This window comes from Acinetobacter sp. YH12231, from assembly GCF_013417755.1.
GTDB classification, from domain to species: Bacteria; Pseudomonadota; Gammaproteobacteria; order Pseudomonadales; family Moraxellaceae; genus Acinetobacter; species Acinetobacter amyesii.
The window spans coordinates 14,440-28,664 of the sequence record NZ_VPDJ01000032.1; the positions used below are offsets into that span (position 1 = coordinate 14,440).

At 39.9% G+C, this 14,225-nt stretch carries 12 protein-coding genes and 1 rRNA gene; 1 reads left to right on the forward strand and 12 read right to left on the reverse strand.

The annotated features are described in order from the left end of the window. Positions 1–14 precede the first annotated feature (14 nt). From FTV11_RS15390 to FTV11_RS15405, 4 genes are all read right to left on the reverse strand, one after another. The gene (locus FTV11_RS15390) at positions 15–1,679 is read right to left on the reverse strand and encodes an OmpP1/FadL family transporter (protein ID WP_168378502.1); all 1,665 of its coding nucleotides are present in this window, start codon (positions 1,677–1,679) and stop codon (positions 15–17) included. A 12-nt stretch (positions 1,680–1,691) separates the two neighbouring features. Further along, positions 1,692–2,891, reverse strand: a complete 1,200-nt coding sequence (locus FTV11_RS15395) for a hypothetical protein (protein ID WP_180009927.1) — start codon at positions 2,889–2,891, stop codon at positions 1,692–1,694. A gap of 60 nt (positions 2,892–2,951) precedes the next feature. Then, on the reverse strand, positions 2,952–3,785 hold the full coding sequence (locus FTV11_RS15400; RefSeq protein ID WP_180026920.1) for a C39 family peptidase: 834 nt from the start codon (positions 3,783–3,785) through the stop codon (positions 2,952–2,954). A 197-nt stretch (positions 3,786–3,982) separates the two neighbouring features. Further along, complete coding sequence (locus FTV11_RS15405; protein ID WP_180026921.1) at positions 3,983–5,032, reverse strand: DUF6160 family protein; 1,050 nt, start codon at positions 5,030–5,032, stop codon at positions 3,983–3,985. A 256-nt stretch (positions 5,033–5,288) separates the two neighbouring features. Between FTV11_RS15405 and pabB the strand changes: the two genes are divergently transcribed. Continuing rightward, positions 5,289–6,629 carry an aminodeoxychorismate synthase component I gene (pabB, locus tag FTV11_RS15410; protein WP_180026922.1) on the forward strand — a complete coding sequence of 447 codons (1,341 nt, stop codon included), beginning with the start codon at positions 5,289–5,291 and terminating at the stop codon, positions 6,627–6,629. A gap of 116 nt (positions 6,630–6,745) precedes the next feature. Here the strand turns inward: pabB and hisC are convergent, their stop codons facing one another. The 8 genes from hisC to rrf all read right to left on the reverse strand — a co-directional run. Continuing rightward, positions 6,746–7,843 (reverse strand): histidinol-phosphate transaminase, encoded by a 1,098-nt coding sequence (hisC, locus tag FTV11_RS15415; RefSeq protein WP_180026923.1) that lies wholly within the window; start codon positions 7,841–7,843, stop codon positions 6,746–6,748. A gap of 181 nt (positions 7,844–8,024) precedes the next feature. Continuing rightward, positions 8,025–9,326: a histidinol dehydrogenase gene (gene hisD, locus FTV11_RS15420; RefSeq protein ID WP_180008575.1), complete on the reverse strand. Its 1,302-nt coding sequence runs from the start codon at positions 9,324–9,326 to the stop codon at positions 8,025–8,027. A gap of 201 nt (positions 9,327–9,527) precedes the next feature. Next, entirely contained in the window at positions 9,528–10,229 is a 702-nt protein-coding gene (hisG, locus tag FTV11_RS15425) for an ATP phosphoribosyltransferase (RefSeq protein ID WP_078191192.1), read from the reverse strand. Continuing rightward, positions 10,229–11,485, reverse strand: a complete 1,257-nt coding sequence (murA, locus tag FTV11_RS15430) for a UDP-N-acetylglucosamine 1-carboxyvinyltransferase (RefSeq protein WP_078191193.1) — start codon at positions 11,483–11,485, stop codon at positions 10,229–10,231. Before murA ends, hisG begins: the two co-directional genes overlap by 1 nt. A 6-nt stretch (positions 11,486–11,491) precedes the next feature. Further along, positions 11,492–11,743, reverse strand: coding sequence for a BolA family iron metabolism protein IbaG (gene ibaG, locus FTV11_RS15435; RefSeq protein WP_078191194.1), 252 nt, complete (start codon positions 11,741–11,743; stop codon positions 11,492–11,494). A gap of 135 nt (positions 11,744–11,878) precedes the next feature. Further along, entirely contained in the window at positions 11,879–12,211 is a 333-nt protein-coding gene (gene hpf, locus FTV11_RS15440; RefSeq protein WP_078191195.1) for a ribosome hibernation-promoting factor, HPF/YfiA family, read from the reverse strand. A 168-nt stretch (positions 12,212–12,379) separates the two neighbouring features. Next, a complete protein-coding gene (locus FTV11_RS15445) occupies positions 12,380–13,834 on the reverse strand; it encodes an RNA polymerase factor sigma-54 (protein WP_180005468.1) in 1,455 nt (484 codons plus the stop codon). Between the two features lie 291 nt (positions 13,835–14,125). Continuing rightward, a 5S ribosomal RNA gene (gene rrf, locus FTV11_RS15450) occupies positions 14,126–14,225 on the reverse strand; the annotation flags it as partial.

Sequence of the window (14,225 nt, forward strand, 5' to 3'; positions counted from 1 at the left end):
TCTGTCTGCTTATCCTACCAACGAGTTCTGTAATTTAATCCTAGGATGGTGATTTTCGTATCGGTTTTTACATTCATTCCAGCATATGGGTTTAAAAGTATGTTATTCACACCGGTTAAGTTTGCCAGACTACTACCATTCGCTGGAATATTATCTTTACTGCGTAAAAAGCCGATTGATAAATCTAGATCCGTATCTGCATCAAAACGATATCCAATCCCCATACCAAAGAGTTGCGCACCATTAATTGGTACCATGGTATTTCGCTTACCGTCAGGAATAGAGGTACTCCGTGGTTCATAGCCTGCACGCAATTTCAAACGATCTGTTGCTGAATATTCAATACCGATGCCCCAGTTCCAAGGCGACGTAAATTTCAAAGGTAAGGCCAAAGAATTATCGGTCACATTTTCAGATAATAATTTTGCAATTTTCAGCGCTGAAATTTGACGGTCGAATTCAAAACGGAATTTGTCCCAAGCACGATAATCGGTCCAGCCCACATCAAAATTGATTTGTAAATCAGGCATAACCTTATATTTGATCCCGGCCTGTACGTGCTGTGGATATTCAAAATCCATCGAAACCAAACCCGACTCCGAGTTTGGCACAGCATTTGGGAAACCTAAAATTGCAGCTAAAATTTGACCTGTTGGTGATGACATTAATCCCTTAATCATCTCCTGAGGTGCTTTCGCATTTTGTATGCGATAACGACCTTTCATGCGCATTTTCGCTGCACTTTGGTACACCATACCAAAACTAAAATCTTCGCGTGGCTCCCACAAAACCCCTAAGTTGTAACTTGGGCTCAGTGACTGCTCTAAAGCCAATTCCATCTGACCAAATTTGCCAAATGGATTCATCCCTTCTTCGGTATTACACATCCCCAATAGCAAGATGTCGGTAATAATGTCCGAATTTTCCTTAAATGGTGTACAGACGACTTCATCAATCATCCTTAACATGCCGATCAATTCATTGGGAAATCGCAGGTCAGATTTCAATCCAATGGCTTGATAGGACATCCCCACACCACCACCAATCGATAGCTCATCACTGACTTGATAGCCTACTGTTGGCGATAGATAAGTAATACGCTCTAGAGCAACTTGTTGCCCCATGAAATTACCTGGGTTACCATTTTCAGCACCAAAACCCGCAATCAAAGGTGCATAAACAGCTGATGCGAATGTTGCTTTAGAACCCGGTGGATTGTAGGCAATCCCCATCGTTGGCGCGGCAATGGGTTGTCCAGCACCAAAATCCACCATCTTTTTTAAGACAGGTACATATAAGGATGCATATTCAACATCACCAGAAACCTTATCTTTAAAGTCCGTACAAATATCAGCCGTCACTTCAGGACCATCATTACAGACTAATGGATCATCTGAATAACCAAAAACGTTATAACCCGCAGGAACGGTAAATTCACGTTGAATATCAAAGTTTGCAATGATGCCCTGCATATCTGTTTGCAAACCTTCAATCTTAGTTAATGCTGCAGGGTTAAAATGTACTGCACTAATTCCTGGAGGATCCGCAGTTACTGCATTACCTAATGCAAGTGACCGTACATCAACTGAAAGGTTGGTACCCAATTGTGCAAAAGCAGCACTAGAACAGCCCGTTAAAACGATCGCACTAACAAGTGGGCTGAGTCGAATTTTACGCATACGACAGCCCTCTTAACGAAGTTTTTTTCCAAAACCTAGAATATCCAACGGGAAAGACAACCCTAATGACACATCTGGTGCATCTTCAGTTAAACCTAACCCCACCGTACCATTCACAATGGTCTCTGGAGATACACGTACACCTAAAGAAATCGCTAGAGTTGAACTGGTTTGGTCTGCAGGTGAATAGGATTCGCCACTGCTATACGTAAATTCTGCGCCGGTATTGAAACTTTGTTGATATGACATGGTAAGGGAAACATCGTAGTTAAACGAGTATGCAAAACCGAATGCAAAACCGCCACTAATCCCCGGTTCAAACTCTTCAATGACTCGCGAACCACGACGTTGGTTTAAGTCAGTTTCTTTGAAACCATAGTTTGCCGAGACGGATGCAAACAACACAACGGGATCAATATATTTACGTGTGCTGGCACCGATACCTGCAGAATAGTAACCTTTACCTGTTGCTAGATCATTTACAGCATTAATTTCGTATGGACTATCACCAGTTTTCGTGGACAAATTACCAAATAAAATAAGAGGCAAACGACCTTGCTTCAGTGGGAATGGTTCCCAGCGTGCGCCTAAAGAAATATCCCCTAAACCTGCAGTTGAAGTATCTTTTAATAAATCAGTTTTCGCCACTAAAGGCAAAGATGCAGAGAATGTCAAATTATCCATTACACCGTATTGCACGGTAAATGTATTGGTCATCGAATGTGTTGCATTTTCTTGTACACGTAGTTGATAAAGCTGGCCTTGTGCCATTTCCATATCAAGCTGTGTATCACGGTAATAGGTGTAATCTATATCGTAAAAAGATGATATTTCACCTTTTTTAATCAATGAATACTGACGTTCATTCGAGCTAAATACTTCCTGTAAATTCGCTTCTTGGCTCGCATCACCTTCTTGTTGCTGAAGTGCTGTCGATGCTTTTTCATTGGCAGTAGCGACTTCGGATTGTGGCATTTCAGCTTGTACGGGCTCTTCTACAGATTCATACTGTCCAATTTCTGGCTCGGCAGTAGCTTCATGTGTAGTATCAGCTTGGGTTGCCGTAACAGGAGATGCCGACTCTTCAACAACTGTCTCTTGCTCAACCGGATCATACTCTCCTAGACTTGGCTCTTCAGCTGCATATGCAACCCCCATCACCACTTGAATACTCATGGCTAGTAGTGTTTTGTTCATCCATTTACGATTCATGTTCCTTCCCACCGTTTTTATTTTTTTAATCTTGACGCTTTGTTATACGCATTCATCTAATTATTTACTCTTATAGTAAAGCCTTAGAAAGTTGTAATTCGATTTACCATAAGACTCCGACTCTTCATTCATATTTTTATCAAGTCGTATCGTAGATGCTTTGTCCGCAATTTTTTCCATATAAAACTGCGGATATTGAATATCAACCAATGCATAACGGTTCACGGTTGCATCTTCAACATGTCGCAAGTCTGTATCTTGCAAAGCCAATAAATTTTTACGTTGCTCAGGTGCAACATTGATTAAGAATAAAGTATTGTTTTCCCATATTTCTTGAAAACGAACTTCATCGAAACTAATATTCCCAAGTGCTGGATCTGCGACATAAACACGCCCATCCTTATAGGCTTTAAAAACCACAAAATGTTTAAAGCCAGCATATGAAATTGGAACAATCGCAGGTTGACCTTGTTTAACTAAATCTGAAAACTCACCTTTGTAGCCCCCACTGTCTAGCCCGACAGCAGCGACAAAACGTTTCATGTCTAATAAGGAGAAACTTCGACGTTCGATAATTTTTTCAGTTTCACCAAATTTCAGCAAACCATTCATGGTCTGTTGCTCAGTCAGCTGTGTACCTACATAACCATTTAATAAAGTAGTTAAGGCCGCCGAACCACAACTGTAGTCGTAGGCTTGCCGAACGATGCCTCGAAATTGATCTTCTATGGCAGGTTTAATTTTTACAGATTCACGGTGCATCCGAGTAAAGGAATCATTTCGTGAATCCAATGTTTCGGTATAGTGAACTGTTCCGACTGGCTTTTCTTTTAAATCGAAGGACTCTTTGGCAAAGTAATACATCAATGCCGAGCCTACAGCTATCTCTAACATATCTTCTAACTTTTAGTTATCGGCAATGATGTGCCTTTTTTCATTATTTTTTAGAGCTAATGCTCTACATCCATGTATTATGCAAGATACCTTTTTTTTTATAAAAAAACAGCATTTTTTTATGCTTTGTTGGGTCATTCTGCACTTTTTTGTAAAAAAAAGCGCGTGATCAACACGCGCCTTATTTTTGCTCTAGATTAGTTACTAGAAATCGTAATCACAGAACCTGGATTATAAACACCTAAACTAGGGCTATAATATGTTTGCAAGCCTTGAACTTCGATATCACCAATTGAACCAGCAGTACGACTACCTAAATGAACACCTTTCACATAGTTATCAATTGGACCAGAGTTGCTCACCATTTGAATATATCCTTTTGATGTTCCTTCTGCACCATAAACACTAATATCTTGGTTAATGGTTAAGTCTGTTTTACCCGCATCAGCAACTTTTATGCTTTCAATAAAGATTTCACCAGCAGCACGTGCAGTAGTTTTAGTTGATGCATCCAGAATACCTAGATTTTGAATCTCTAAACCACCAATCATAGTTGTATTCAATTTGATCATTGCACCCTGTGGAGCTGCACCAAGTTGAATATTTGCAGCCATCTGACCTGTTTTCAAAGTTAAGCCAGAAAGAATTGCATTGTAGTTGCTGTCATCACCACCACGGCGAATACCTGTTGTACCAGCCGTACCTGATGCAGTTACACCAATTTCACCAATTTTAATATCTAAGCCTGAAACTTGTGCTGCAATATTAACAAATGCTCCACCTTTTGCAGAATTACCAGCATCTGAGTCAATACGTAAATCAGCCAAATTATGACTTGCTAACAAAGCTTGTGAATTCGCAGTAATTACAAGACCATGCTTTTCATTAGCATCACCGGTTATCCCGTTCCCCTTAATTAAAAGAGCACCTGCTACACCTGTACCACCAACAATATTTGTTGAAGAAACTTCTGCATTTGCAGCAAAACCTGTTGGCTTAGGAGGAGTTGTAGTTGTATCAAAAGTAACTTTTGTACCTGTCACAACGTTTTTTGCATCAGTTGCTAAACCGTCATTATCGTGAATGTAAAGTTTCTCAATTGCAACTTTTGAAATACCAATCCCGATGTTAATACCATCTTGACCAGTGGTTGAACTAAGTGCAGCATCGTCCATTGCTTGCATAGCCATAGCATTCGCACTAAATGCGATTGAAGAAACTAGAGCTAATTTAGTGAAATTTTTCATACGGTACTCTCCCAAGAGTATTTATTTTTTTTTGATTTTCAACCACTCGATTTATTCAGCTGTAATATTATTTTGTGACAACTGTTAAATCTTTCCTTGAGTTGTTTGCTCGCTCGATTAAATTATATCCAAGCTGAAATTTGTTCAACTGTCGTTGGTCGCAATCTAATTCTTACCGATAAACGGTATTTGCAAACCAAATGAATTAGGAATGGTATAAAATCCATTTTATTCTTTAAAGTTAATTTTTCTGTTGATGCAAAAGCCAATTTCTTTTAAAAAATTTATTCTCAAACAAACTGTTAGTGCTCAAAAAATTTTGCAAGCGCTTGCACCCTTGTCACATGTGATTTTTTTAGAAGATCAAAACCAACCTGTTATTTGCTTTTTGGCAAATCAATATCAACAATTGAAGAATGATGAACTTAAAGCTTATGTCCGTACCAATTTAGATCAATATGAGGAATCTGATACTCAGCCCTTGCAAAATATTGCCTTCCAAGATTTATGTTCAAACTTAGGCAGTGGGTTTTCTGGGGGCTGGGCTGGCTTTATTAGCTATGATTATGCAGCGCAGCAACAGATTTCCTTGCACGCCAAAGCGCAACCTCGCTTGTTTTTAGGACAATTTTCCAGTTTTTTAAAATTAGAGAATGATGGTTGGTATTTTTATAGTTCAGATCATTCTGCAGCTAAGATTTACGACTACATTGATCACATAATTCAAACCGAGATCACTCAGAATCAATTTAAATTAAGACAAAAATGTACTGCAAGATGGTCTAAGTCAGACTACACGAAAGCCTTTGATCAAGTGCAGGAATATATTAAAGCGGGTGATTGCTATCAAATTAATTTAACACAAGAATTCACAGCTCAAGCAAACGGTTCACTCTTAGATACCGCTCAAGAATTTTGGTCACTGACTGATGCACCATATTCAGGCTACTTACGTATTAATGATTTTGAAATTTTAAGTTGTTCGCCTGAACTTTTTATAGATTTTAAGCCTAAACGCAAGATTATTACTAAGCCAATCAAGGGCACGATGCCTCGCTATGAAGATCCAGTGTTAGATGCGCAATCAAAACAACGGTTAAAATCATCTGAAAAAGACATGGCTGAAAATGTCATGATTGTCGACTTACTGCGTAATGATTTGAGTGTTTATGCAGAAACAGGTTCTGTAAAAACACCTAAACTTTTTGATATTGAAAGTTTTAATCAGGTACATCACATGGTCAGTGAAGTTGAGGCCGTGCTGAAAACCGATGTACACCCTTTTGAGGTTCTGATGTCTGCCCTGCCAGGCGGTTCGATTACCGGCGCGCCTAAAATTCGCGCGATGCAAATCATTGATGAACTTGAAGGCGCCCCGCGCGGTGCCTATTGCGGCTCGATGGGTTATTTTAATCACGATGGCACGGGCTCTTGGAATATTTTGATCCGCTCTATTCAAAAATACCAAGATCAGGTTTCGCTGTGGGCAGGCGGCGGAATCACCATCGCATCAGATTGCGATGCTGAATATCAAGAATGTTTTGATAAAGTTGAAGCGATGCTGAATTTGTTAAATACCTGGCATAAACCTGAATAACAAAAAAGCGATTCAATTGAATCGCTTTTTTATAACCCTCCCCTTGCGAAGCAGTGCTTCTCACCTTTTCAAAAGGAGGGTTCGGCTAGATTTACATTTCGCGGAGCTTGCAAAGATTAAGCCAAAATATCGTTTTTCAAAGTATCCACAAGGCGCTGATTTTGTTCATCTGTACCAATGGTGATCCGCAGGAACTGATTAATCCGCGGCTTATTGAAGTAACGCACAATAATTCCGCGTTCGCGCAATTCAGCAGCTAATTCACCCGCGTCTTTCGTTGGCAATGATGCAAAAATAAAGTTTGCCGCAGAGGGTAATACTTTAAAGCCCAGCTCAGAAAGCTGCTCTACAAGTTTTTCACGGCTCACAATCACCTTGGCATTTTGCGCTTCAAAATACGCTTGATCCTCAAATGACGCCACGGCTGCTGCAATCGCAAAACGGTCCATCGGATAGGAGTTAAAGCTATTTTTTACCGCCTCAAGTGCTGCGATTAAATGGGGCTGTGCAATCGCGAAACCGACACGCAAACCGGCAAGTGAACGCGACTTAGACATGGTTTGACAAACCACAAGGTTTTCATATTTTGCAACCAAAGCCACAGCAGATTGCGCACCGAAATCGACATATGCTTCATCAATCACAACCACTGAATTCGGGTTGGCTTGCAGCACCTCTTCTATGGCCGAAAGGCCTAAAGCAATACTGGTTGGTGCATTCGGATTGGTAATGATGATGCCGCCATTCGGCTGTTTATAGTCATCAACAACAATTTCAAAGTCATCATTGAGTGGTAAAATTTTAGTATTGGCGACAATACCAAAAAATTGGCTATAAACTGGATAAAAACTATAAGTAATATCTGGATATAAAATTGGTAGTTCTTGCACAAAGAAAGCTTTAAAAATGTGTGCAAGCACTTCGTCCGAGCCATTGCCGACAAAGACCTGCTCAACAGGTACATGCTGCTGTTTTGCAATCGCTTGCTTTAACTCAGACGCATCTGGATCTGGATATAAACGTAAAACGTCAGCAGAATTTGCCAACACTTTTTGAACTGCTTCCACCACTTTTGGCGATGGCGGATACGGGTTTTCATTGGTATTGAGTTTTAAAATATTTTGGATTTTAGGCTGTTCACCCGGTGTGTACGGCTCTAATTCACGTACATCAGGACTCCAAAAACGCATTTGTTCAGCGGTAATATTTGGCATTTTATTTTGCTCTTTCTCACCCTCTCCTAACCTCTCTTGCACTTCGCTTTAAAGGAATCCTTAAAGCTCGTTCAGGGAGAGGAATATTCATTTTATGAGATTTCCCCTCTCCTGAAAGGAGAGGGTTAGGGAAAGGTTTATATTTTTGGAAAACTAAGTTTTTCACCTAGTCTATATTTTCTTACTGATAACGATAGCGTGCTGAACGCGCATGCGCATCTAAGTTTTCCTGCTCCGCTAATGTATCAGCCGTTTTCGCTAAACTTTTCACACCATCTTCAGAGCACATAATTAAACTTGAGCGCTTTTGGAAATCATAAACACCGAGCGGTGATGAAAAACGCGCTGTGCCCGAAGTAGGCAACACGTGGTTTGGACCTGCACAGTAATCACCAATCGCTTCAGGCGTATATCGACCCATAAAAATTGCACCGGCATGGCGGATATCTTCAGCCATTTCCTGCGCTTGATCTAAGCACAGCATCAAATGTTCAGGCGCAACCTGGTTAATCAATTCAGCGCCTTCAGCACGGTCTTTGACTAAAACTAATGCACCACGGTTTTCAATTGAAGTGCGCGCGATATCTGCTTTAGGCAAAGCTTCTAAATGCTTTTCAATCCATTGCTCTACTTGATCTAAAAGATCCGCATCTGGCGTAATGAACACCGCTTGAGCCACAGTGTCATGTTCCGCTTGAGACAACAAATCCATCGCCAGCCATTCAGCGTTATTTTGACCTTCTGCATAGACCAAAATTTCGGATGGCCCTGCAATCATATCAATGCCAACTTGACCAAATACTGCACGTTTTGCTGCCGCAACAAAACGGTTGCCCGGGCCAGTGATTTTATCCACAGATGGGATGGTTTCTGTGCCGTAAGCCAATGCTGCAACCGCTTGCGCGCCGCCAATGGTAAATACACGGTGTACGCCGGCTAAATAAGCTGCCGCCAAAACCAATGGATTCAAATCACCGTTCGGCGCAGGCACCACCATAATAATTTCAGGCACGCCAGCAACATGCGCAGGCACAGCATTCATCAATACAGATGACGGATAAGAAGCTAAACCGCCCGGCACATAGATACCCACACGGTCCAGTGGTGTGACTTTTTGACCAAGCGTATTTCCTAAAGCATCGACATAGGTCCAGCCGTCTTGCTTTTGCGCTTGGTGAAATTCACGAACACGGTTCGCAGCAAGTTCTAAGGCCTCACGCACTTCTGAACTTAACCCCTCAAATGCTGCTTTCAACTGTTCTTGTGTCAGCTCTAATTCTGAGAATTGATGCGCTGGATGTCGATCGAACTGCTGTGTCAATTTAAGAACATGAGCATCACCATGCTGACGAACATCAGCAATGATTTGGTCAACGGTTTTTAAAAGTTCTGGATCATTCACAGTTTCAAAAGCCAACAAGTCAGCAAAAGCTTGCTTGAAGTTTTGATCTTGAGTCGATAAACGTCGCATCAATTTACCCACAAGGTAATCTATTGGAAAAGATTAGTTTACCTGTTTTACAGCAGCTTGTGGACATCTATCGCATGTGTTCATGTGGAGTTTTATTGAAAATAACTTTCGTTAAAATTGATGAAAATACAGTTTTAACATTATTTTTCAGTTTTCATAAAAAAACCGCCCAAATTTGAGCGGTTTGATCAGCATAGCTAGAAACTTAACAACTTATGCTTTTTTTGCTTGCTCGCGTTCTTCCACGGCTTTTTCTAGCTGTGCAAGAATTGGATTCAACAAAGTTTGTTTACGTTTAAAGCTTGCTTTGTTCACGATTAAACGTGAAGACACTTTACAGATTTCTTCCAAAGGCTCTAAACCATTGGCACGTAAAGTATTCCCGGTATCCACAACATCGACAATGTAATCGCCTAAACCAACCAATGGTGCAAGTTCCATAGAACCATAAAGTTTGATCACATCCACTTGCTCGCCCAAGCTTGCATAATATTGACGGGTCAAATTGACATACTTGGTTGCAATCTTTAAACGACCGTTCGGACGAACCATGCCAACTTTACCTGCGGTCATTAACTTACAGTTGGCAATTTTTAAGTCCAATGGTTCATACACATTTTGTGCACCATGTTCCATCAGCACATCTTTACCTGCCACCCCAATATCTGCAGCACCATTTTCAACATAAGTTGGTACATCAGAAGCACGTAAAATTAAAATACGTACGTGCTTATGGGTCGTTGGAAAAATTAACTTACGAGATTTATCCGGATCTTCCAATAAGTTAATGCCAGCTGTTTCCAACAATGGCAAAGTTTCTTTTAAGATACGTCCCTTACTTAATGCTAAAGTTAAACCATGATCAAAATTGCCCATTACGTCAAAATTGGGATCATCGTTTCTCATATCGCTCATTAACTTACTCGCTTAATTTGGGCACCTAAACCTTGTAACTTCGCTTCAACATCTTCATAACCACGGTCAATATGATAGATACGGTCAATCAACGTTTCCCCATCAGCGGCAAGTGCTGCTAAAACCAATGAGAAAGAAGCTCGTAAATCAGTTGCCATCACGGGTGCAGCAGATAATTTCTCTACACCTGTAACAACAGCATCATTACCTTCAACCTGAATATTGGCACCCATACGTGCTAATTCAGGTACATGCATGAAACGGTTTTCGAAAATCGTTTCAGAAATTGTGGCAAAACCACGACCAATTGCATTCACAGCCATCAGCTGTGCTTGCATATCGGTTGGAAATTCTGGATGTGGTAAAGTCTGGAAACTAACTGCTTTCGGGCGTTTACCCATCATATCCAGTTCAATCCAATCTTCACCGCGCGTAACTTCCGCGCCCATTTCTTCAAATTTATCTAGCACAGACTCCAACAAGTTTGGATCAGTATGTGTGGTTTTGATTTTACCGCCAGTGATCGCTGCTGCAGCGAGATAAGAACCTGTCTCAATACGATCAGCAACAACGGCATATTCACAGCCATGTAGGCTTTCAACACCTGTAACAACCAAAGTATCTGTGTCCAAACCTTCGATTTTTGCACCCATCTTGATCAACATATTAGCAAGATCGGTAATTTCAGGTTCACGAGCCGCGTTACGAATGGTCGTTACACCGTCTGCAAGAACCGCAGCAGTTAGAATATTTTCAGTACCACCAACTGTGACCATATCAAAGACAACTTCGCCACCTTTTAGACGACCATCCACTTTAGCATGCACATAACCTGCTTCAACTTCGATCTCAGCACCAAGTGCTTCTAAAGCTTTTAAATGTTGATCTACAGGGCGTGAACCAATTGCACATCCACCCGGCAAAGACACTTTTGCACTACCATAGCGCGCCAATAACGGGCCAAGCACCAAAATAGATGCACGCATGGTTTTCACGAGTTCATATGGTGCAAATTGATTATCTAAGCTAGAAGTATCAGCCTTAACCGTATCACCTTCATAACTGATTTGAACACCTAAACCTGCGATCAATTTCACTAAGGTGTTCACATCTTTTAGATTTGGCACATTAGTTAATGTAATAGGTGTATCCGCAAGGATAGTTGCAGCGAGTAATGGCAATGCAGCATTTTTTGCACCAGAAATACGAACTTCACCTTCGAGCTTAGTACCGCCCTGAATCAGAAATTTATCCATTAATTATTAAGCTCCGAATAAGCTTGCTTTGCGCCATTCTTCTTTGGTCATTGCACGAATTGTTACTGCATGTACTTCACCGCTGGCAATGTAGGAGTTCAAAGGTGCATAAACAGATTGTTGACGAGCAACAGGACGTTTGCCTTCAAATTGATCATCGACAATGCGTAGATCAAATTTGCCGCCTTGCCCACTAACTGCAACCTCAGCTTCTGGAAAAGCAGCTTTTAAAATTTCAGTGAGCTGTTCACTATTCATCACAAGACCCCATATAGGACTAACGGTGTAAAACCCGTCATTTTACTATAAATCTAAAAAATAATTCATTAGTCACATACATTATATATATAAAAAAAGAGGTTATAAAAAACCTCTTTTTGTACAATTTACAATCTAAACCGTTAAAGGCATATAAATGAGCTGCATTTTTCGATGTTTATGTAATTGTTTTTTTAATTTTTCAGACAATTTTTTGATCGAGGTATACATATCATCAGCGCACGCTTGTGCAAAAAGTTCTGTCCCAGGTAATCGTATAATCGCTTCCGCAATATGATTATCACTACCTTTTTTTGAACGTTTATCAACCTGATGATCTTTAGTCAGTTTGACTTGCATACTATTGACCTGATCTAAATGTTTGGTCATTTCCGCAAATTTAAGACGAATATTTTCTTCTATTGCTGGCGTAATTGTTAAATGATGGCCACGAATTGTAATCTGCATAATTCTATCCCTCACCTTCTTTCAGGACTGGAAAAGTTCAAGCCGAATCATCCAACTCAATATGCGAAGCATACATTTACACAATCAGATCATTTCGGCCATTCCTTATAAAAAAAGAGATTCATTATTTCGTCATAATGAACCTCTAGAATAGTCAGATTTTCAAATTTAGATCAACACTTTTCGCTCTGAAGATGATGGAATATGTAACGATTCACGATACTTCGCAACTGTACGACGAGCAACATCAATACCTTCTGCATTAAGCAAAACTGCAATTGCATTATCAGACAAAGGCTTACGTGTATTTTCTTCTGCAATCAACTTTTTAATTTTTGCACGAATTGCCGTCGAAGACGCTTCCCCACCAGACGATGTTCCAACATGACTTGAGAAGAAATATTTCAACTCAAATAATCCACGTGGTGTGAGCATATATTTATTTGTGGTTACACGGGAAACTGTGGATTCATGGAGTTCAACTTCTTCCGCAATATCTCGCAGGACCAAAGGCTTCATTGCCTCAGGCCCTTGTTCAAAGAACGCTCGTTGATGCTCCACAATACAGGTTGCCACTTTTAATAAAGTTTTATGTCGTTCATCAATGCTTTTAATGAAATTCTTAGCTTCAAGCATTTGATTACGTAAATATTGATTATCGTCACTTTGATCTGCACGCTTGATCATATTGGCATAGAAAGAATTCACTCGTAGCTTTGGCATTACATCAGGATTTAACTGTACCAACCAATGTTCATTCTTTTTTAGCACCACTACATCTGGAATTTGATAGTCTGAATCTTTATCTTCAAACTCTTGCCCTGGATGTGCTTTTAATGTTTTTAACAAACAAATGGCTAGTTTAAGTTGTTCCGTATTTAAACCCGTTTGCTTAATTAACTTAGGTAATTCATTGGTAATCAGCAACTCATAATTTTTCAATAATAAAATAGCTTCATATCGATATTCGACATGTTCAGGAAGATTTTCAACTTGTACCATTAAACATTCAGCGAGATTACGTGAACCTACACCTAAAGGATCTAGACGCTGAATATGCTTTAAAACCACCAAAACTTCGTCATCTTCGACTTCTTCTTCATAATCCATAGAATCTAAAAGATGCTGAACAGATTGGGTAATTTCATTTAAGTCACAATCTAAAAAACCTTTGTTATCTAAAGCATCGATAATACAGTGTGCAATTAGTTTATCGATCACAGAAAAGTGTAAAAGATTAACTTGCTCAAGCATATGTGCTTGTAAACTTTGATGCCCCTGCCGATTATCTTCGCGCTCTTCAAATTCAGCAGCACCTAAACTTGTAGGTTGATGCGTATAAACATCATCCCACTCCGTATCTACCGGTAACTCATCAGGCAAATGATCGGCATTTAATTCATTGGTTAAGTCTTTATTTTCCCTTTCTTGTTCTTGTAAGCTATTTAAACTTTCAACGGTATTTTGTTCTTCAACTTTCTCTAATAGAGGATTACTGTCGAGTTGGATTTGAATTTCTTGTTCCAATTCCAAACTTGAAAGCTGTAATAAACGAATGGCTTGTTGTAATTGAGGTGTTAATGATAAGGAATTGGCAACCTTTAACCCCATCGCTAATTTCATTAATAACTCCCCCTATAATTAACCGCACTTTATAAGCAATTTTTATGCCGTTTTATTTTTTATAGCATAATTTCGAAGAGAACGCCCGATTTTTTGTCTTTTTTAGACACATTATTCAGCTAATTTATTCTTTTATTAGGAACAATTCGCCTTATAAATTAACTATATAATTAGATTTCTTATTCATTTTACTCCGGCTGTCACTGTATTTTTTGTTTTCCATTGTTCTTGTTATTTTTCCCGACATAAAAAAACACCCCCTGCACTAGTCAGGGGGTGTTTCGAATAATGAGCTGGCGATGACTTACTCTCACATGGGTAACCCCACACTACCATCAGCGCTAAGAGGTTTCACTTCTGAGTTCGGGAAGGGATCAGGTGGTTCACTCTT